This window comes from Bacillus marasmi (assembly GCF_902168435.1).
In the GTDB taxonomy this organism is placed as follows: Bacteria; Bacillota; Bacilli; order Bacillales; family Cytobacillaceae; genus Bacillus_BU; species Bacillus_BU marasmi.
Window position 1 is genome coordinate 129,918 of sequence record NZ_LR656164.1, and the last position, 19,635, is coordinate 149,552.

A 19,635-nucleotide genomic window follows, 5' to 3' on the forward strand; every position below is an offset into this window, starting at 1 on the left:
TGTTAACGGCACTCCGAGATTAAGAACCTGTCAATTCCACTACTGACTGTGGATTAATAATTAGAGGTGAGATTTATGCCAGTACTTGATGTTTTTGGTTTTCGTGCTCTATGGAGTCCTTATTTTCTATTAGCCTTAATCGTAATGATGATTGGATTTTTCCTTATAACTGTAAAATTTCAACATCGATTTTCAAACAGTGAAAAGCTAACAAAAAAAGAAGCTTTTCTTTTCATAACCGCAATGGTGCTATTATATGTGATAAAAGGCTCCCCGCTAGATTTAATGGGACATTTAATGTTTTATGCACATATGATTCAGATGGCGATGCTATATTTGGTGGTAGCGCCCTTATTTGTTGTTGGAATCCCAAAATGGGTTTGGCGTAAGGTGTTAAACTTGCGTATCGTGAAACCTGTTTTTCATTTTTTTACAAGACCATTAATTGCTCTAATCCTATTTAATGGGATGTTTTCGTTTTATCATGTTCCGCTTATTTTTGATGTGATTAAAACAGATATGTGGATGCATGCAGGCTATACCTCGATATTATTTATCGTTTCTATTTTTATGTGGTGGCCGCTAGTAAACGAACTAGAAGAGTATCAAAACCTAAGTGGGCTCAAAAAGGTTGGATATATTTTTGCAGATGGGATATTGATTACACCTGCATGTGCATTAATTATTTTTGCAGAAGATCCAATGTATGCGACATTCTCTGATCCTAACTCATGGCTCCAGGCTTTACAGCTATGTGTCCCTACTACTACATTAGCCTCGCTTGATTTAAGTGGTCCTGAAATGTTCAATTCATTATCGTTGATTGATGACCAACAACTCGGTGGCGTTTTAATGAAGATTATTCAGGAGATTGTTTATGGAGTTGTATTGGCTCAGGTATTCTTTAGTTGGTACCGTAAGGATAAACAAGACAATGTAGACGAAGAAGGAAATCCAGCACTCTATCCAAACTTAGCTGAATACTAACAATAAGGCGCCTATAACAGGTGCCTTTATCTTTTTTTGTTCCTGTTTGTTATGGATAAAATGAAGTGATAATAGAGGAAACGAACAATTTGAATTTCGTAATGGAAACATTTTTCGTGTTGATAAATGAAGAAAAAAGTAGATATTCGTTGAAATATATAGAATATTACCATAAAATTGTTTAGTAATAGTTATTTTATTGGAGGGGTTATTAATGAATTCAGTGCCATGGTTACCTACAATTAGTACGTCGTTTATTGTACTTAGTGCGATTACTGTTGCAATTGGCTGGTTCCAAATCAAACAACGAAAACGCGATGCACACAGAAAAACAATGAGTTTAGCCGCTATTTTTGCAATTATTTTCTTTTTAATTTATGCAAGTAGAACCATTTTTATTGGGAATACAGCATTTGGTGGTCCTGATGATGTTAAGATTTACTATACTATCTTCCTAATTTTTCATATAACCTTAGCAACAATTGGTGCTGTTTTAGGAATTATTTCTCTTATTAGTGGCTATAAGAATAATCTATCATTACATAGAAAGCTTGGCCCAGTTACGAGTATTGTTTGGTTTTCTACAGGAATAACTGGTGTAGCAGTTTACTTATTACTATATGTTATTTATCAAGGTGGCGACACCACTTCAGTTATAAAGGCAATCTTAGGATTTTAATGAATATGTACAAAGTAAAAGAGCGGATGAAAATCCGCTCTTTTAAATTTTGGCTGTGTTAATGCACAATGTTGATTTTTGTAAGGTTGATCTTCGCTGCAGGCACGTAGACTCCTATGGGAGTAGCTGGCATGGGAGACCCCACAGGCGCAAAGCGCCGAGGAGGCTCCCAGTTAGCCCCATGGAAAGCGAAGTGTCTGCAGCGGAATTCAACATTCAAATTTAACACAGCTTAAATTTTAAAATTAATTTGGATAATACCTGCCTCTTTTGCTGAATAAAAGATCACAAGGATTAACGGTCCGATGATAATGCCATACAGACCAATAATTTTAAAGCCTAGATACATGACTACTAGTGTTGCAAGTGGGGAGAGACCAAACTTGCTTCCTAATAGCCTTGGTTTAATGATCTTTTTAACGGTAAGTATACAAACTACCAACAGAGCTAAAGCCAATCCAATTGCCATATCACTGGTAAGGATGTGAAAAATGGCCCATGGAGCCAATATAATAAAGGATCCAAAAATAGGAATGAAATCAAGAACCCAAATGATCAGTGTCATATAAAAGGCAATTTCCGGGGCAATGAACCGTAGTGAAATAAGCGTCAAAATGAAAACGATGATACTGATTAAAAATTGAGCTTTAATATAGTTGAAAATAATAAACGATAGTCTTGATGTCATATATTTTACTTTTCGAGAAGTCTTATCAGTTAAATGAGAATAGAAATTTTCCACCAATCTTGGCAAATCGATGAGAAAAAGAAAAAGTGAAACTAAATAAATAATAAAACTCACCAAATAACTTGGAATGTTTGTTAATATCGCTTTCAAATTATTAATGTTTACATAAGCGAGTATGCTGTCTTTAGCTGTTGTTAAAAACTGCTGTATTTGTGACGTGAATTGTTGAACTACAACTCGAGGTAAATCGCTCGCCATTGAAACTAATTTTGTTTCAGCTTTAAACCACATTTTTGAAAGGTCATTAACATACGTAGGTGACTTTTCGATCAGTTGAATAACCTCGGTAATAACCTTTGTGGTAATAAAGAAGCTGCATAAGGCTATAAAACAAATATATAGTATAAAAACGATAATGACGGATAGATGGCGCTTTCCCTTTAAAGCATTCGATATGAATGCAACAATTGGCTCAAGCAATAATGCAGTTATAAATGCTAATATTAGCGGGACGGAAACTGGGATAATTAGATAGGCCAGAAATGCCACAATTATTATGCCTAGTGCAATGAAAAGCTTTCGTTTATTTATGAATTTTATCAATGTTGTCCTCCTTTCCATTACTCAATGCTTGAATTGCTTTACCTTCCTACTTAGTTAAATTATAGTATGGAAACACAAAAATAACCAACTTAAATAAAAACAAAAAAACGTATGGAGTATCCATACGTTTTTGGAAAAACCAATTTATTTTGCGATTGCGCTAATTTGGCTCTTTAGTTCAGCTAAGGTTTTTTCACATTGAGAAACTAATGATGCCGGGAAGTCTTCACCTTCACCGTATTCTACACCATGTGGGAAATAATATTTACCAAGTAATGGTGTGATTAAACGAATTTCAGCTCTGTGAGCACCAACATCACCTTCAGCATAACCTTGAACACGAAGGTAAAAAACGCCTTCTTTTAATTCGAACTTTTTGTCGTATGTAACGCGGTCGTAATCCCATGTTGCTTCACGGACTAAACCTTGTGATAGCATAACCTCATCCAGACGTTTTAATTCGACTTTTGCATTTTCAAGACCAGTATTTTCAAATTTCATTTTTGTCCCTCCCCAGACTTTACAAAAACCGTTGCAAAGATAATTAACACGATATCCATGCAACTTTACTCATTCTAATAATAGTAGAAAAAGGATGAAGTTGCAATTTAAAAAAAGGGTATTTTACTATATTTTCTGATTTTATTTAGGGAGTTAGGAGAAACTATTGTGTATAGCAATCCAAGGAGGACTAGGAATGAAGCAGAGGATCGTAGCCATATTTTTTTTTAGTGCGTTTCTCACCTTTCTTTTCGTTCGCCCCAATCAATTATTTGCGATGTCAAAGTACAAGGTAAAGCCAGGCGATACGATGTGGAAAATTAGCTTACAGAACGAGGTTGATTTCAATGCATTATTACGTATAAATAAGCATATTGCCCACCCTGAACTCATCTATCCGGGGCAAACGATTTTCTTACCTGGTCAGGCAAATATAAAGCAGCAACTTCAAACTGACTATCAGAAAAAAATGCTGTTATTAATTAATAATGAGCGCCACAAATTAAACCTTAGCCCATTATCATTTCATCCTGAACTAAGTCAAATAGCTGAAATAAAATCAAAGGACATGTTGATTCATAAATATGTAGCGCATAAATCTCCTACTTACGGTAATCCTACTGATATGTTGGAAACATTCAATGTTCAAGTAAAGTCCATACAAGAAACTGTTGGTGCTGGGCCAAGTACCTCGCAAGAAATGTTCGAAACTTGGTTAAATTCTCAGGAGAATCGTCGTTATATTCTCTCGAAACAAGCAACAACTATTGGAGTTGGTTGTGCAAAGGGTGGCTTGCATCAGTATTATTGGACATTACTAATCGCTGATAATGAAAAGGAGTGAATCAAATGGGAACTATTAAGGATATTATGTCTACAAATGTGGAAACCTGTTCCTTGCTGGATAATGTTTTTGAAGTGGCAGTAAAAATGAAGGAATGGAATGTCGGTGCTATACCAATTGTCGACAATGACAAGCTTTGTGGAATGATAACAGACAGGGATATCGTTATCCGTGGTGTTGCAGAAAAACACCCTGGCTCTACGAAGGTCGAAGATATTATGAGTAAGGACATGATAACGATTAAATCAGATTGTTCAACGCAGAAGGCAGCAAAAATTATGGCGGACAACCAAATACGTCGTTTGCCTGTTGTCGAGGGAGACCGGTTAGTTGGGATTGTTTCGTTAGGTGATTTCGCAATCCATGAATTAACCGATGATCAAGCGAAGATTGCCTTGACGGAGATATCTGAACCAAGTCAATCGCAAGTTCAACATTAATATAAGATTCAAATGAGGATAGCGCCCCTGTTATCCTCGTTTTTTATTTTATTAAAATAATTTTTAGTTAGGTTTTTAACTAAATAGTTCATGTGTGAGCATCAAGTTACTGTATAATGATATTAATGCAATAATAATGGCTCAATTTCGTCATACAATACGAGAGAGAACGTCTAGAAGGGGGAACTAGACCTGGCTGCATTAATTAGGATTTTAATATTAGTAGTGATTGTATTATTGATAGGATATTATATTCTCGATGAAAACAATAATCAATCAGATATATTATATATGGAAGAAACGGCGCTTGAGGAATTAGACCAACCTAATGTATCGAGTCCCGAGGAGCAGGGGAGTGCGAAATTAAATCGTCCAGAAACAGGCTTGTCTGTTTATATGGGTAAACCAGTAGATACTATTAGAAATGAATTCGGGGAACCGAATCGAATTGACCCTTCTAGCTATGGCTATGAATGGTGGATTTACAATAAAAGCAGCAAACAATACATGCAGGTTGGCGTACAAAGCGGAAAGATTGTAACTATCTATGCGCTTGGAGAAAAAGTTGATATCCTACCGTTTAAAATCGGTGAAACAATCGAAGAAATCTTTTCAACTGTATTAATCCAAACTGATATTCATTTTAATTATGAAGGTACAACTTATAAATTTGAGCTTTCTGAAGAGGATATGAATTCTAGGCCGTTAATTCAAATGGGTGACATTTTTGTTCAGCTCAATATTGATGAATTTACTGGTACATTATCAAGTGTTAGGTACTTAGATGTTAGGACATTAATTGCCCAAAGACCATATGAACTAATGTATCGCGGTGTGTTAATCGAACCAAATCCTATCCAAGAGGAGGCGTGGGCTCAAATTGAGCTTAGCCATCAAAAGCAAATTTATGAAATTACTAATATCCTTCGCAAAAGATATAATGTTAGCCCATTGACTTGGGATGAAGAGGTCGCCAATGTAGCTTTACTTCATAGCAAAGACATGTATGATACCAATACGATTTCACACACCTCGGAACAATTTGGTGAACTAAATGATCGTCTGAATGCTGCCAATATTCCTTATAATAAAGCGGGAGAAATTATTGCGGCTAACTATATTGATGCACCAGCTGTAATGGAAGGCTGGTTGAATAGTGAACATCATCGTGAAACCTTTCTAGATGAACATTTCACGCACACTGGTATCGGAGTTTATCGAAAACATTACACCCAAAACCTCATTGAAAGAAAAGAGGAAAAATAGTTATTATTCCTCTAAATAAAAAACAAGGCGGATTGTCCACCTTGTTTTTTGTTTACTGTTTAGGAATAATAAAAAAGCTTCCGCTTGCTGTGGCAACTTTTTTGTTGTCAGGGCGATAAACGGTTGCCGTTAATACCATTGTTTTAGTACCTTGGTGTTCACAATGGGCAACACATCGTAGAGATTCTCCTATTCCAGGGGCGATATAATGAATATTCATTTGAGTTGTCACAGCCCCGAATCCTTCGGGTAGCAAGGAATTAGCTAGTGTCCCCATAGCCGAATCAATTAATGTGGCGGTCACACCACCGTGGACAATCCCTAATCCATTATTGACCATCGGGTTAAGCGGAATGGTTATTTCACAAGTTTGACCTGTAATTTTTCGCTCCATTTGCAATATTTTCCCGATGAAGCCTACATCCTTTGTATCCGCATTTTGATTAAGGAGACCGTGCAGTAGTTCCTTTACATTATCAAAATCCTTACTGTTTGCCACTTTAATGATTTCGTCAAGCAAATCGTGCATTTCTTTCATGTCATATACCTCTTTCAAAAAAATCTAGTTTCATTATACCACTATCCTGATGTGTATCGAGTTTTAAAAAATCGCTTAAATCCTCACCAATTTAGCCTTTAAACATATCGTATTATAGGCATTGTAATCAATTTGGGGTGGGAAAATTGGAAAATAATCAGCTTCATCCTTCTGTTGAAAGCTTCAAAAATTTTGTCAAAGGTAATCCAAAGCTCATTGATGCCGTAAAAAAAGGAACGTTTTCTTGGCAAGAATTATATGAAGATTGGTATTTGCTTGGTGAAGATGACCCCCGTTTTGCACCTTATCTTGCAAAGCACATTCAAAAAAGTACCGATAAAGATGAAACACCAAAACCAGTAGCTGAAGATGGATCAAAAAAGGATTGGGTTGGCCAATTTATTGAAACGGTTAAGAACATGGATGCACAACAGCTCAGTTTACATGTGAATCAATTAAGTCAAACACTCTCAGCTATCCAGGGGGTGCTTTCACAATTTCAAGGGAACCAATCGCCACCGCCACCGCAGACTAAAAACCAACCATCACACCCATTTCAATTTCGAAAGGATTAATGAAGGGGATTTACAATGAGACAGGAAATTATTGACTACTTAAATCAAAATGCTGAAATTCAAAAATTTGTACGTGAACAGCCAATATGGTATCGAAAGCTTTCGAGAAATCCACGGGACCTGCAAAAACTCGAAATTTCCTCATTGCATTATTATAAGAAAACGATACCACATCAAGTGGAAAAGTTTTCTCAAGGTGTGCAAATGGCATCAATGATGGTGAGTATGTTTCAAATGATGAATTCTCAGTGATAGAGACAAATTCGAGTGAAATCGAATGGTCTCTATTTTTTTGTAATTAAAAATCTTTACAAGGTAAACAATATTATCAAAAGGAGTGAGAGATGATGTGGAGAGAAAAAATGGTATTACTCTTAATAGTTATAGTGTTAGCAGGGTGTCAACGGGATATTCCTGAACCGGAATCAAAGCATGATAAAAGCACCGTAAAAATAGTAAAAGCAGCAGTTGCTAAAGATGTTATGGCATCTCCACAGTCATCCTCATTTGAGGTTCGGCATCAGATAAACGGGGAAAATGTACTTGTTGAGTGCAAGCTTCAGGATATTTCATTCCGGAAAAATCATCCAAATAAACAGGTCGGCAAAATGATTGTATCCATCGATGGAAAGAAAAAGGAGGAGGTGGATTCTCCTGTATTTATTATTAAAGGGTTAACACCTGGGAAGCATACGATTACATTACAGGTGGTTAACTTAGCCAATCAACCTTATCCCTTAAAGAAAGAGTTGGAGGTCGTCATTCTAAAGCAGTAAGCATGATTCGCTTTCCGTAATAATTCATGTTAGAATATGAAAACGGAGGTGAGCTCTTTGTATAATACTACTTTAGAAAAAATTCAACTCTTAGATAAAACCGACCAGCTTGCCGCGATGATTTTACAGTCAGAAGTTGCAGAGCATTATCGTCAATGCTTTTACAATATGCAAAATAATCACGAGTCACAGCGTAAAATAAAAGAATTTCTTAACCTTAAAGACCAATATGAGGAAGTTCAAAGGTTTGGAAAGTACCATCCAAATTATAAGCCTGTGAAGAGCAAGATTCGCGAGGTTAAACGTGAGATGGATCTTGACCCATATGTCGCTGCTTATAAAGTGGCAGAGAACGACCTTCAGGCGTTGCTCGATGAAATCAGTGTGATTATCGGTCATTCTGTATCAAAGAGCATAAAGGTTCCTACTGGGAATCCATATTTTGATACGCTCTCAGGCTGTGGTGGTGGCTGTGGAACGGGCGGAAGCTGTGGTTGTTCAACGAAGTAAGTCAACATTGCGATGAAGGCATTTTTTTGCTATTCTTATTTAAAAAGACATAAGGGGAATATTGCATGTTTGGTTCTCGTCAAGGAATTATCGTATGGCTATACTCTTTAAAACAGGCAAAAATGCTCAGAAAATTTGGCAATGTTCACTTTGTTTCAAAAAAATTAAAATATGTTGTTTTATACTGTAATCAAGAGGATGTAGATGATTTAACAGCAAAATTACAGGCATATTCTTTTGTAAAAAAAGTTGAACCGTCCTATAAGCCGTTTTTGCGGATGGAATTCGAAAACGCAAAGCCGGATAAAGCCAAGGAATACGATTATAAAATGGGTATATAAAAACAAGGTGAAGAATTTCTCACCTTGTTTTTTTGTGATTTTCGCTCCTAGGCAAGTCAACTATGCTATTCTAGCTACCAACTGGTTGACATTACAGGCAGATAACGGTTCATTCTGAGAATTCCAATTAGGTATTGGTAAAATAATTCCTTATCTGCGAATTCATTTGAAGGTTTAATTACTAACTCAATAATATCCTTATTTTGCGATTGGGCGGCTTCTACAAATAAATCATACCGCTTATTAGGCGTTACATGAGGGTTCGCTATGCCTTCTCTGCAAAAATAGATTGGTTGAAAGTCGCCTGATTTAGTCGGCTCTAAAATGACAGCTAGTGAGGTGACGTCCTTGCCATCTTTTACGGCGTGGAATGCGAGCATTCTGGCTAATCGGTGTTGATTGGCTTGGACGATTTCTAATAACTCAAATAAATCAGAATATCCTTCACCTAGCTCAATAAATCTCTGGATCATATTATTCCTCCAATTACTACTTATGTTCGATATTAATGTAACATGCTCTATCTGAAAACTGAAGGAAAACAATCAAATACAATTGCTAAAATAGGCAAAGAAAAAACCCTGCATATCCATGCAGGGTCCTTCTATATCCTTTTTAAAGGATAGAAGGCAAAGGGAGAGGAGAAACCGGAGGAAGAACTTATGGGGAAACGTAAGTCTTCTCCGCGGTTGGCAACAACATCCTCGATTAGATGCTGTTAATTACATTATTTCCACAATAAACGTCAATATACATCATTTTAGGATATTTATTATTGAGTAGAGAAATGCTGGGATTGGAATGAAAACCGATGTATGTTAGGATATAAAAAAATATCGAATATGAATAAGTAGTGGTGAATAAAGTGAGAGTTGTATCAGGTACCTGTAAAGGTAAAGCGCTAAAGGCAGTACCCGGAAATTCAACAAGACCAACGACAGACAAAGTAAAAGAAGCCATTTTTAACATGATTGGACCGTATTTTTCAGGTGGGCTTGGGTTAGATTTGTTTGCGGGCAGTGGGGGCTTAGGTATAGAAGCGCTTAGCAGAGGATTAGATCGGGTCATTTTTGTTGACAGAGATGGAAAAGCCATTCAAACTATAAAAGAAAATATTTCTGTATGCAATTTTGGGGAATATGCAGAAATATATCGAAATGATGCAAATAGAGCATTGAAAGCAGTAATTAAACGGGAGCTTAAGTTTGATATTATTTTCTTGGATCCACCATATAAAAAGCAGCAGTTGCTTGATATTTTAACAGAGTTGGAGCAAAAGGAAGTATTAACTGAAAACGGAGTTATCGTTTGTGAGCATGGCCATGATGTTGAATTACCAGCGCGGATTGGCAGATTAGAGAGAACAAAACGGGAGCAATATGGGATCATCAACATTACAATTTTTCAAAATGATTTAGTCGAATAGGGGGGGAACACTTTGCCGTGCATTGCAGTTTGTCCAGGGAGCTTTGACCCATTAACAAATGGACATTTAGACATTATTATTCGTGGTGCAAAAATTTTTGACGAAATTTATGTAAGTGTACTTAATAATTCCACGAAGACACCACTTTTTACAGTGGAGGAACGTTTAAGATTAATTAGAGAAGTGACGAAGGATATCCCCAATGTTAAGGTTGATGCCTTTGACGGTTTATTAGTTGATTACGCCAAAAGGGTTAATGCCAATTCAATCATCCGTGGTCTAAGGGCTGTGTCTGATTTTGAATATGAAATGCAAAATGCATCGATGAACCGTGTTTTAGACAATGATGTCGAAACGTTTTTCATTATGACCAATAACCAATACTCCTTTCTAAGCTCGAGTATTGTTAAAGAGGTTGCAAAATATGGTGGAGATATTCACGAGCTCGTGCCACCTATTGTAGCAAAGGAATTAAAACAAAAGTTTGCTTTTAGAAAAAAATAATGACAGAAAGGCTGAAACAATCATGTGGTGAGTGACCATATTGATTGTTTCAGCCTTATTTTATATATTTTTTTGCAAAAAGAACGATATAAGCCGATAGAGCCAGTAATGTAATGATTGGACCGATACTAATTAACCAATCAAAATATTGATATAAATAGCTGCCTTCATCAATGAAAAATACGGGGATGGCATTCGAAGGCTGTTCCGATTGGTAAAGCTGCTTATAAAGCGGATTCCAAAGTAAAAAAGTAAATATGCCTGCAAACATACCATGAAAGAATCGGGCGATGAAAAAAGGCTGAAAGCGTATATCAGTTTGTGCCAGTATGCTTGCGACTTGCGCCTGAACGCTTAATCCGCTAAAGGCGAGAATAAAGCTTGTAATGATTGCTTGCTGTAATAGTGTGGCATCTTGAACCTGACTTGTCAGTTGGCTACCTTGAGTTATTTCAAATAATCCAGATATAAACGGAATACTTAAAGCATCTGGTAGTGCAAATAGCCCAAACAGTATTTCGAGCATTTTTGCTAGATAGCTAGTGATTTGGAGATGAAATAGGATTTTATTGACGACGGAAAAAAGGATGATAAAACCACCTATCATTAACAAGGTTTGGATTGAAGACATCACCGCATCACCCAAAAGCTTTCCGATAGGCCGTTTATCTTTAAGTCGTGTTTGATGGAGCTGTGAAAAAGCTAGACGAAGCATTGACTGCTTCGTTTTTTTTACTTCAACCACTTCTTCTGATTTTCCATAAAACCTCATGAGGATTCCGACACATATATTACCCAAATAATGGGAGAGAGCGAGAATGACACCAAGCTTCGGATTATAAAAAAAGCCAACGGAAACAGCTCCAAAAATAAATAACGGATTGGATGAGTTTGTAAAGGAAACAAGTCTTTCAGCTTCCGTTCTAGTTAGCTGGCCTTCCTGCCTTAGTCGCGCTGTTAACTTTGCTCCAGCAGGATAGCCTGAAGCAAGTCCCATTGCCCAAACAAATCCCCCAACACCAGGTACTTTAAAAATCGGTCGCATCAACGGCTCAAGTAGGACGCCAATAAAGCGAACAACGCCAAAGCCAATTAACATTTCACTGATGATAAAAAATGGCAATAAGGAAGGAAAGACAATTTCCCACCACATATCTAGTCCTCGTATTGAGGCGTCAACTGATTCCTGGGGGAATGAAATAATCGATATGGCCATGATTGTTACAGTACTTGCAAGGAACAGAGTTTTAAGTTTTGAACGATTCACCACCATAGCCTCCTACAAGGATTATTACTGTGCAACCCAAATAAACAGTGATAAAATATTAAACATTATATGTTTTTTTAACCTTGTCCCGTCTAAAACAATATACTCATAGAAAAGTAATTTAGACCATAAGAATGAAACTGACATCTTTATTCAGTTTATTGAAAAGGAGGAAATCTTTTGCCTCGTCCGAAAATTGGTTTGGCACTCGGGTCGGGTGGAGCGCGGGGATTTGCCCATTTAGGGGTAATGAAGGTATTAAAGGAAGAGCGCATTCCCATCGATTTTTTATCTGGGAGCAGTATGGGAGCTTTAATTGCCTGCTTCTATGCAACAGGATTAGATATGGATCAGCTTTATAAAATTTCCAGCGCTTTTAAACGAAAATACTATCTTGATTTTACCGTACCAAAAATGGGATTTGTGGCAGGTAAACGAGTAAAGGATTTAATTAGAATCTTCACTCATGGTAAAAATATTGAAGAACTGAACATTCCAGTCGCAGTTGTCGCAACAGACCTTATGTCAGGAAAGAAGGTTGTATTTACAGAAGGGCCTATTGCTGATGCCGTTAGAGCCAGCATTTCCATACCAGGGATATTTGTACCTGAAAAAATCAATGGACGCTTACTCGTCGATGGTGGAGTTGTTGACCGAATCCCTGTTTCGGTTGTAAAGGATATGGGCGCAGAACTGGTGATAGCAGTGGATGTTAGCCATGTAAAGACGAATACTGAAATAACCTCCATTTATGATGTTATTATGCAGAGCATCGATATTATGCAAATGGAGCTCGTTGATCATCGTATGGTTGCTTCGGATATCATGATTCGCCCTCGTGTTGAAAAGTATAATTCCAGAGCTTTTACCAACATCGAGGAAATTATCAATATCGGGGAAGAAGCGGCAAGAAAACAGATTGATGAAATTAAAAAAAGGATTGAACAATGGAAGGGGACTTCAACCTAATGAGGAAATATCGTTCGCTCATTTTCCTCATCATTGCCGGACTTTTATTTGTTGCAAGCTCATTTTATTATTTGCCCTATTACGTTTCAAAACCGGGAATGGCGAAAGAGCTCGAACCAATAATTGAAGTAGAAAATGGTTATGATGAAGAAGGCAATTTTATGTTAACAACGATTCGGATGGGCAAAGCCAATATTTACGCCTATGCCATTGCAAAAATGAGTAAATATCAAGAAATCTATCCGGTTGAAGCGGTTAGAAGTAAAAACGAAAGCGATGAGGAATATAATGTTAGGCAGCTTCACATGATGGATGGATCAAAAACGAATGCCATAGAGGTAGCCTATAAAAAAGCCAATCTCCCTATCAATTATGAATTCAAGGGAGTTTATGTTTTAAATATCATTGAAGATATGCCTGCTGATGGAATGTTAAAGCCAGGTGATCGGATTATCAAAATTGATGGAAATCGATTTAATTCAATGGATAAATTTATTGATTACATCAATGGAAAAAAAGCTGGGGATAAGCTCTCGGTTACGTATGAGCGAAATGAAAAATCGAAAACTGTTTCAATTGAGATTGCGCAATTCCCGCAGGACAAGAATAAGGTGGGTATCGGGATTGGCCTTGTAGACGATAAAGAGATTGTCGTCGAACCCGAGGTCCACATCAACACTGAAGAAATTGGCGGTCCTTCTGCGGGGCTAATGTTTACGCTTGAAATTTATAATCAATTGACCAAATCCGATTTAACAAGAGGCTATCAAATTGCCGGAACAGGTACGATTGCCTCGGATGGAACAGTCGGCAGAATCGGCGGAATTGAACAAAAGGTCGTTGCTGCGGATAAAGCAGGTGCAGAAATCTTCCTTGCTCCAAATGAGAAGGGAGCAAAGGACTCAAATTATAAAATGGCGGTCAAAACCGCTAAAGACATTGATACAAAAATGAAAATCGTACCAATTGACAATTTTGACGATGCAGTTCAATACCTAGAGAAACTTAAGGAGAAAAAATAGGTGTTCTTAAGAAGGAGGGCGCGACTCTGAGCTTGCGTCCTCCTTTTCATATTTAATTTTTGGCTGTGTTAATGCACAATGTTGATTTTTGCCAGGTTGATCTTCGCTGCAGGCACGTAGACTCCTATGGGAGTAGCTGGCATGGGAGACCCCACAGGCGCAAAGCGCCGAGGAGGCTCCCAGTTAGCCCCATGAACCGCACGTGCCTGGAGCGGAAATCAACATTCAAATTTAGCACAGCTAAATTTAAAAGGAGCGATAACAAAACGGAACTGACATGATTTAAGTCAGTTCCGTTTGTTTTATATAAATCGGTGTTTCTTTATATTCTTGATCTTGGTTATGTGGCAGAACCATATTGTACAATTTAGCGGCTCGAATATCGAGGTTAATTTCGGTCCCATTATAAGCGGAAAGTTTTGAAATGACCGGAACAGATAACTGCTTTTTCATCTTGTTTAAATACTTTCGACCTGCTTCAGTCATTCCCAATAACCGCAAATAAGGAACAGGCTTGTCGGCAACGTTCATTTCATTCTTTTTAGTGTTGGTTAGAATATGCAAGCAAATTCGCTGCAGTCTAGTCCATGTATACCGTTTCGTTTTAATTTGAGTCATAAAATCAGCAAATGAATGAGCTTCACTGACATGAGCAATCAAGCGATTTTCAATTCCTTCTTCAATCTCATATATGTCCCTTAATTCATTAGGGCTGCTAGAAAGAAGTTTATATTTTAGAAATGGCCAATATCGCTCCCAGTCATGAAAAAGCCCAAAGTGTTGTTTGTATTCTTTTAATAAATCATAGGTTGTATTTGGCACATAGCTTGCTATTTCGGTTATTTCAGGTTGATTTTTGGAAAATAAAGCAGACCTAATACTCGTGGCGCTGGCGATCGTTTTTGAGGCAAAATGCTCATCATGATAGCCTGCGTTTTTACGTGGAACAGTTAACACTTGAATGGGTTGATCCAGCATTTTTGCTGCTTTTAAATATTGATAACCTAAAATATTATTTGGTTGTGACAAGTCAATCATATTTGCCTCGGGCTCTAAAGCTTGAAATGACATGGATAGTGCTTTTGGATAACTAACCCCTTCTTGCATATATTGATTGATTTTTGCCTGGAAGTCGGCCTCTCGCTTAACCAGGAAGTCATATGTATTGTGAAACGCGTCAATTTCTCCCGATTCACTACCAAAACAAATCGTTTGACAACCGGCAGCCTGAAGTAGGGAAACACCACCATAGGCAAAGAATTCAGCCTGTTGGGTCGCGTATTGATACGGAAGCTCAAACACAATATCTACCCCGGCCATCAATGCCATTTTGGCTCTCGTCCATTTTGAGACAAGGGCAGGTTCACCACGTTGTAGAAAGTTCCCGCTCATTGCTGCAATAACAATATTGGCTCCGCTTATCTTTTTGGATTCTGCTAAGTGTAGTGCATGTCCGTTATGAAACGGATTGTATTCAACAATTAGTCCGACAGCTTTCATTCACGCGCCTCCTTTTTTCTCATAACAATAATGAATCCAAACCATGTTTTCAAGTTTTTTTGATTATTTTAGCAATAATGGTTACAATGGTAAAATGAATAAAAAGAATGGATGCAATAAAAAGTAATATGCACTAAAACAAGCCACCTCCGGTTATCAAATGTCTAGCTGCGGTGGCTAGGGGCTCGGGGTCACAAGCCAATCCGTCCAGAAGGTCAAAAGAACGACCTTCTAGCCGGCTTGTCTTGTGCCTGTCGCCCCTGAACAAGCCACCTCCGCTTTTCAATCTGTAAAGATAATATATTGACATTTACGTTTGCGAAAGCTATAATTACTTTTGTTGCCTTGAGGTGATTCGATTTGAAATGGACAATTAGTCAGTTACAAAAATATCGAAACAAGGATCTTACTATTGATGAAACAATACAAATTGATGATTTGAGCAAAGTGGATCCATCGATTCGGGCTGTTTCACCAATGCATATAACAGGACGAGCGGATATTAGTTCGACTAGAGTGACTTTTCATTTTAAACTAAAAGGTCATTTGGTCCTTCCTTGTTCTCGGACGTTAGTTGATGTGAATTATCCAATTAGTGTTGAAACAACGGAAACCTTTCTTCTTAACGCTTCAGATTTTGAAACTGATGAGGAGATTCATCAAGTAAAGGGTGACGTGATTGACCTTATGCCAATCATTGAAGAACTGCTATTACTTGAGGTTCCATTGCAAGTTTTTTGCGAGGATGTAAAAACTGGCGAAGGTGCTCCTCAATCTGGGAAAGATTGGGAAGTAGTTCAAGAACAGGATCAGGTCAAAAAAGTTGATCCTCGTCTTGCAGGACTTGCTAAGTTTTTTGAGCAAAATGATTCATCTTCTGATTCATAGTCAGAGGAACCAAAACATGAACGTGAAGATCGAAAATATTTTGAACTTCATATCATCTTAATTGTCTTTAAGGAGGTGGGAATAATGGCTGTACCTTTTAGAAGAACTTCTAAAACTGCGAAAAGAAAGCGTCGTACTCATTTTAAATTACAAGTACCTGGTATGGTAGAATGCCCAAACTGCGGTGAATTAAAATTATCACACCGTGTATGTAAAGCTTGTGGAACATACAAAGGAAAAGAAGTTGTAAACGACTAATTTCCCTTAACGATAAAAAGCACAAGGAGTATTTGCTCCTTGTGCTTTTGTCATTTATTACGTAAAACGTGTCTACGTGCCCAACCCGGGCTTAAAAACACCAAAACGGTAACGTAAAGCGTGTCTACGTGCCCAATCCCGGCTCAAAACCAGCAAAACGGTAACGTATAACGTGTCTACGTGCCCAATCCGGGCTCGAAACCATCAAAACGGTCACGTAAAACGTGTTTACGTGCCCAACCAGGGCTCGAAAACAGCAAAACGGTCACGTAAAACGTGTCTACGTGCCCAATCCCGGCTCAAAACCATCAAAACGGTCACGTAAAACGTGTTTACGTGCCCAACCAGGGCTCGAAAACAGCAAAACGGTCACGTAAAACGTGTCTACGTGCCCAATCCGGGCTCGAAAACAGCAAAACGGTAACGTAAAGCGTGTCTACGTGCCCAATCCGGGATCAAAACCATCAAAACGGTCACGTAAAACGTGTTTACGTGCCCAACCAGGGCTCGAAAACAGCAAAACGGTAACGTAAAGCGTGTCTACGTGCCCAATCCGGGATCAAAACCATCAAAACGGTAACGTAAAACGTGTTTACGTGCCCAACCAGGGCTCGAAAACAGCAAAACGGTCACGTAAAACGTGTCTACGTGCCCAATCCGGGCTCAATAACTCAAATACGGTAACGTAAAGAATCCTATGTCTCAAATTTTTATTAAAAATAGAACTGATTTCCACCGAAAAGATAGAAATTTTTCGAAAAATAACTCAGTTTTTTTCTCGAAAACTAAAATTTTATAGTCAAACTTAAACATCTCCTCAAAAAATATGATATAACTCCTTTCCACCATGGCCATCTCCTAAATAATCATTCCGTTTTGCCTGCTGTTTTATAACATCAAGAAAAATTTTTTATTGTTTTTATACAAAAATGAAGCCTAAAGGATTGAAAAGTTGTCGAATTATTCCTACAATTGTAAGAAAGGCTTAAATTGGGGGATGGAAATGAATACTGCATACAAAATTGAAGAAATGCCACAGGGATTTCTACTATTTACAATTACTAGACCAGAAAAACGCAATGCTATTAACTATGATGTTTTAGAAGGACTTGAAATCGTCATTGAGCAAATGAAAGATCCTAAATACAAAGCACTAATGATTACCGGTGAAGGGGAAAAAGCGTTTTGTTCAGGCGGTGACTTGTCTGTTTTTCACACATTGAAAACTGAAGAACAGGCATATGGAATGCTTTCAAAAGCATCAAAAATCCTTGTTAAATTACTAATGCTTTCAAAACCAACGATTGCATTAATTAACGGAACGGCAATGGGAGGCGGCTGCGAACTAGCTACTGCATGTGATTTCCGTTTGGCTAAAGCAGGTGTAAAAGCGGGCTTCGTCCAAGGAACTCAAGCCATTACAACAGGCTGGGGTGGCGGAACGATGTTGTTCGAAAAAATCTCTGCCTCAAGTGCGATGAAGTTATTAATGGAAGCGAAAATGATGGAAGTGGAAAAACTAGAAGAACTAGGTTATATCGATGCTATATTTGAAGGAGATTTAATCGAAAATAGCCTTGAATACTTAAAAAATATTCTAGCGATTGAAGCAGGAGTTTTAGAGGCATACAAAACAATGCTAGTTCGAAAATGGACACAGTCTGACCTAGCTGCAAGAATTGAAGCGGAGGTTCGCACGAATTCTCGTCTATGGGAATCGGAAGCGCATCATTCAGTAGTAAATAAATTTTTGGCGAAAAAGTAAATTAGGTTTTACAGTCTATCTTTTCTAGTGAATGCATATGTATGAATAAAAACACTAGGAGGGATACGATGCCAACAACACGCCAAGATGCTTGGACGCAGGATGAGGATCTCTTACTCGCGGAGGTTATTCTTCGTCATATTCGTGATGGAGGTACACAACTGCAAGCGTTTGAGGAAGTAGGACGGCAATTATCACGGACCGCTGCAGCCTGTGGGTTTCGTTGGAATTCTTACGTAAGGAAGCAATATAAGTCTGGTATCGAACTTGCTAAGAAGCAGCGTAAAGAATTAAAAAAGCAAGCAGTTCCAGATTTTGATGATGATATAGAGACAATTGTTGAAGAGGCTAAGGCCCAAGTTCATTCTTTGTCTAGGCAAAAGGAAATCTCTTTTCCATTTGTTCTTGATTATATTAAAGAGCTTTATGAAAAAGCAAAAGAACACCGAGATTATTCTGAAAATCTTGATGGCTACAAGTCACAAATAAAATTACTTGAAAAAAAGATGAATGAATTATCGGCTGAAAATGAAAAACTTACAAAAGAGTTAAAAATGATTGAAGAGGATTACCGTGCTTTAATTGAAATTATGGAACGAGCTAGAAAAATGGTTGTTTTACAGGAAGAGGACCGACAGCAAAAAGTAAAATTTCAAATGGATAAAAACGGCAATCTTGAACGTGTTGAAAAATAAAAAGCGGATGAACATATCCGCTTTTTCCTTCTTTTAGCCCATTTGTTCTTCAAATCCTGCTGGGAACCATATTAGCGGGTTTTCGCCGAAATCACGGCTTGTGTCGTAATGTACAGGGGAGAAGCCCATCTTACCCCAAAAATCCACTGATTTCACGCGTGGGTTTGTTTTAATAGGCAAACGGAAGCTTTTTGCATAATTAACTAATGCTGTTCCTAAGCCTCTGCCTTGGTAATCTGATAAGACTTCAAGTTTCCATAGTTCAAGATAATTTTTTGGAGGGGAAAAATAACGATTATATTTTGCATCAACCTCGTATAAACTCATTCTGGCTACAAGCATGTCTGCCAAATAGATTCCATAAAACGGGGAAGCGCTATCATTTTCAATGATATTGGCTTGAAGGTCTTCCAGCATAGATAGCTCTTGTAAACCATATTCCTTAAACTTACGAAAATCCTCTAGTGTTTTGTAATTTACTTTTAATTTTTCCACCTTTACGTCCACTTAGTTTCCTCCTATTTAATTAGTCCAAAACCTGTGAAACAATACCAGCAATAATATTACTATTTTTCGTAATAATCCAATTATAT

At 37.6% G+C, this 19,635-nt stretch carries 25 protein-coding genes; 18 read left to right on the forward strand and 7 right to left on the reverse strand.

What is annotated here, in order from left to right; translation table 11 throughout:
• The first annotated feature begins 75 nt into the window (after positions 1–75).
• Both ctaG and FXW34_RS00665 read left to right on the forward strand, forming a co-directional pair.
• Positions 76–987 (forward strand): cytochrome c oxidase assembly factor CtaG, encoded by a 912-nt coding sequence (ctaG, locus tag FXW34_RS00660; RefSeq protein ID WP_147531878.1) that lies wholly within the window; start codon positions 76–78, stop codon positions 985–987.
• Positions 988–1,201: 214 nt separating this feature from the next.
• Complete coding sequence (locus FXW34_RS00665) at positions 1,202–1,666, forward strand: DUF420 domain-containing protein (RefSeq protein WP_147531880.1); 465 nt, start codon at positions 1,202–1,204, stop codon at positions 1,664–1,666.
• Positions 1,667–1,898: 232 nt separating this feature from the next.
• Here the strand turns inward: FXW34_RS00665 and ytvI are convergent, their stop codons facing one another.
• Complete coding sequence (gene ytvI / locus FXW34_RS00670) at positions 1,899–2,957, reverse strand: sporulation integral membrane protein YtvI (RefSeq protein WP_246140790.1); 1,059 nt, start codon at positions 2,955–2,957, stop codon at positions 1,899–1,901.
• Positions 2,958–3,101: 144 nt separating this feature from the next.
• Positions 3,102–3,458 carry a YugN family protein gene (locus FXW34_RS00675; RefSeq protein WP_147531884.1) on the reverse strand — a complete coding sequence of 119 codons (357 nt, stop codon included), beginning with the start codon at positions 3,456–3,458 and terminating at the stop codon, positions 3,102–3,104.
• A 196-nt stretch (positions 3,459–3,654) separates the two neighbouring features.
• On the opposite strand from FXW34_RS00675, the gene FXW34_RS00680 reads away from it, so the two are divergent.
• The 3 genes from FXW34_RS00680 to FXW34_RS00690 all read left to right on the forward strand — a co-directional run bounded on the left by FXW34_RS00680 (position 3,655) and on the right by FXW34_RS00690 (position 6,008).
• On the forward strand, positions 3,655–4,302 hold the full coding sequence (locus tag FXW34_RS00680) for a CAP domain-containing protein (protein ID WP_147531885.1): 648 nt from the start codon (positions 3,655–3,657) through the stop codon (positions 4,300–4,302).
• Between the two features lie 5 nt (positions 4,303–4,307).
• Positions 4,308–4,742 carry a CBS domain-containing protein gene (locus FXW34_RS00685; protein WP_147531887.1) on the forward strand — a complete coding sequence of 145 codons (435 nt, stop codon included), beginning with the start codon at positions 4,308–4,310 and terminating at the stop codon, positions 4,740–4,742.
• 225 nt (positions 4,743–4,967) lie between these two features.
• On the forward strand, positions 4,968–6,008 hold the full coding sequence (locus FXW34_RS00690; RefSeq protein WP_246140792.1) for a CAP domain-containing protein: 1,041 nt from the start codon (positions 4,968–4,970) through the stop codon (positions 6,006–6,008).
• 52 nt (positions 6,009–6,060) lie between these two features.
• Here FXW34_RS00690 and FXW34_RS00695 read toward each other — a convergent pair whose 3' ends face one another.
• The gene (locus tag FXW34_RS00695) at positions 6,061–6,546 is read right to left on the reverse strand and encodes a PaaI family thioesterase (protein WP_147531888.1); all 486 of its coding nucleotides are present in this window, start codon (positions 6,544–6,546) and stop codon (positions 6,061–6,063) included.
• A gap of 137 nt (positions 6,547–6,683) precedes the next feature.
• Here FXW34_RS00695 and FXW34_RS00700 point away from each other — a divergent pair, with 137 nt between their 5' ends.
• The 5 genes from FXW34_RS00700 to FXW34_RS00720 all read left to right on the forward strand — a co-directional run bounded on the left by FXW34_RS00700 (position 6,684) and on the right by FXW34_RS00720 (position 8,748).
• A complete protein-coding gene (locus tag FXW34_RS00700) occupies positions 6,684–7,121 on the forward strand; it encodes a YlbD family protein (RefSeq protein ID WP_246140793.1) in 438 nt (145 codons plus the stop codon).
• A 15-nt stretch (positions 7,122–7,136) separates the two neighbouring features.
• The gene (locus FXW34_RS00705) at positions 7,137–7,373 is read left to right on the forward strand and encodes a YlbE-like family protein (RefSeq protein WP_147531890.1); all 237 of its coding nucleotides are present in this window, start codon (positions 7,137–7,139) and stop codon (positions 7,371–7,373) included.
• Between the two features lie 95 nt (positions 7,374–7,468).
• Complete coding sequence (locus FXW34_RS00710) at positions 7,469–7,897, forward strand: hypothetical protein (RefSeq protein ID WP_147531891.1); 429 nt, start codon at positions 7,469–7,471, stop codon at positions 7,895–7,897.
• A 36-nt stretch (positions 7,898–7,933) separates the two neighbouring features.
• Positions 7,934–8,407 carry a YlbF/YmcA family competence regulator gene (locus FXW34_RS00715; protein ID WP_147531892.1) on the forward strand — a complete coding sequence of 158 codons (474 nt, stop codon included), beginning with the start codon at positions 7,934–7,936 and terminating at the stop codon, positions 8,405–8,407.
• Between the two features lie 65 nt (positions 8,408–8,472).
• Entirely contained in the window at positions 8,473–8,748 is a 276-nt protein-coding gene (locus tag FXW34_RS00720; RefSeq protein WP_147531893.1) for a YlbG family protein, read from the forward strand.
• A 74-nt stretch (positions 8,749–8,822) separates the two neighbouring features.
• On the opposite strand, the gene FXW34_RS00725 is transcribed toward FXW34_RS00720, so the two are convergent.
• Positions 8,823–9,221 (reverse strand): DUF7147 family protein, encoded by a 399-nt coding sequence (locus FXW34_RS00725; RefSeq protein ID WP_147531894.1) that lies wholly within the window; start codon positions 9,219–9,221, stop codon positions 8,823–8,825.
• A gap of 392 nt (positions 9,222–9,613) precedes the next feature.
• Here FXW34_RS00725 and rsmD point away from each other — a divergent pair, with 392 nt between their 5' ends.
• Both rsmD and coaD read left to right on the forward strand, forming a co-directional pair.
• Complete coding sequence (rsmD, locus tag FXW34_RS00730; protein ID WP_147531895.1) at positions 9,614–10,174, forward strand: 16S rRNA (guanine(966)-N(2))-methyltransferase RsmD; 561 nt, start codon at positions 9,614–9,616, stop codon at positions 10,172–10,174.
• Between the two features lie 12 nt (positions 10,175–10,186).
• Positions 10,187–10,678, forward strand: coding sequence for a pantetheine-phosphate adenylyltransferase (coaD, locus tag FXW34_RS00735; protein ID WP_147531896.1), 492 nt, complete (start codon positions 10,187–10,189; stop codon positions 10,676–10,678).
• 55 nt (positions 10,679–10,733) lie between these two features.
• Here the strand turns inward: coaD and ylbJ are convergent, their stop codons facing one another.
• Positions 10,734–11,945, reverse strand: a complete 1,212-nt coding sequence (gene ylbJ, locus FXW34_RS00740; protein ID WP_147531897.1) for a sporulation integral membrane protein YlbJ — start codon at positions 11,943–11,945, stop codon at positions 10,734–10,736.
• A 180-nt stretch (positions 11,946–12,125) separates the two neighbouring features.
• Here ylbJ and FXW34_RS00745 point away from each other — a divergent pair, with 180 nt between their 5' ends.
• Entirely contained in the window at positions 12,126–12,914 is a 789-nt protein-coding gene (locus FXW34_RS00745) for a patatin-like phospholipase family protein (protein WP_147531899.1), read from the forward strand.
• Positions 12,914–13,936, forward strand: a complete 1,023-nt coding sequence (locus FXW34_RS00750) for a SepM family pheromone-processing serine protease (protein ID WP_147531901.1) — start codon at positions 12,914–12,916, stop codon at positions 13,934–13,936. The genes FXW34_RS00745 and FXW34_RS00750 overlap by 1 nt, the downstream gene beginning before the upstream one ends.
• 282 nt (positions 13,937–14,218) lie before the next feature.
• On the opposite strand, the gene FXW34_RS00755 is transcribed toward FXW34_RS00750, so the two are convergent.
• The gene (locus FXW34_RS00755) at positions 14,219–15,436 is read right to left on the reverse strand and encodes a nucleotidyltransferase (RefSeq protein ID WP_147531903.1); all 1,218 of its coding nucleotides are present in this window, start codon (positions 15,434–15,436) and stop codon (positions 14,219–14,221) included.
• A 360-nt stretch (positions 15,437–15,796) separates the two neighbouring features.
• Between FXW34_RS00755 and FXW34_RS00760 the strand changes: the two genes are divergently transcribed.
• From FXW34_RS00760 to FXW34_RS00775, 4 genes are all read left to right on the forward strand, one after another.
• On the forward strand, positions 15,797–16,324 hold the full coding sequence (locus tag FXW34_RS00760) for a YceD family protein (protein WP_147531905.1): 528 nt from the start codon (positions 15,797–15,799) through the stop codon (positions 16,322–16,324).
• 84 nt (positions 16,325–16,408) lie between these two features.
• Positions 16,409–16,582 carry a 50S ribosomal protein L32 gene (gene rpmF / locus FXW34_RS00765; RefSeq protein ID WP_147531907.1) on the forward strand — a complete coding sequence of 58 codons (174 nt, stop codon included), beginning with the start codon at positions 16,409–16,411 and terminating at the stop codon, positions 16,580–16,582.
• 1,003 nt (positions 16,583–17,585) lie between these two features.
• A complete protein-coding gene (locus tag FXW34_RS00770; RefSeq protein ID WP_147531909.1) occupies positions 17,586–18,347 on the forward strand; it encodes an enoyl-CoA hydratase/isomerase family protein in 762 nt (253 codons plus the stop codon).
• 68 nt (positions 18,348–18,415) lie between these two features.
• Entirely contained in the window at positions 18,416–19,042 is a 627-nt protein-coding gene (locus FXW34_RS00775) for an RsfA family transcriptional regulator (RefSeq protein WP_147531911.1), read from the forward strand.
• A 33-nt stretch (positions 19,043–19,075) separates the two neighbouring features.
• Here the strand turns inward: FXW34_RS00775 and FXW34_RS00780 are convergent, their stop codons facing one another.
• Complete coding sequence (locus FXW34_RS00780) at positions 19,076–19,549, reverse strand: N-acetyltransferase (protein WP_147531913.1); 474 nt, start codon at positions 19,547–19,549, stop codon at positions 19,076–19,078.
• Between the last annotated feature and the right edge of the window lie 86 nt (positions 19,550–19,635).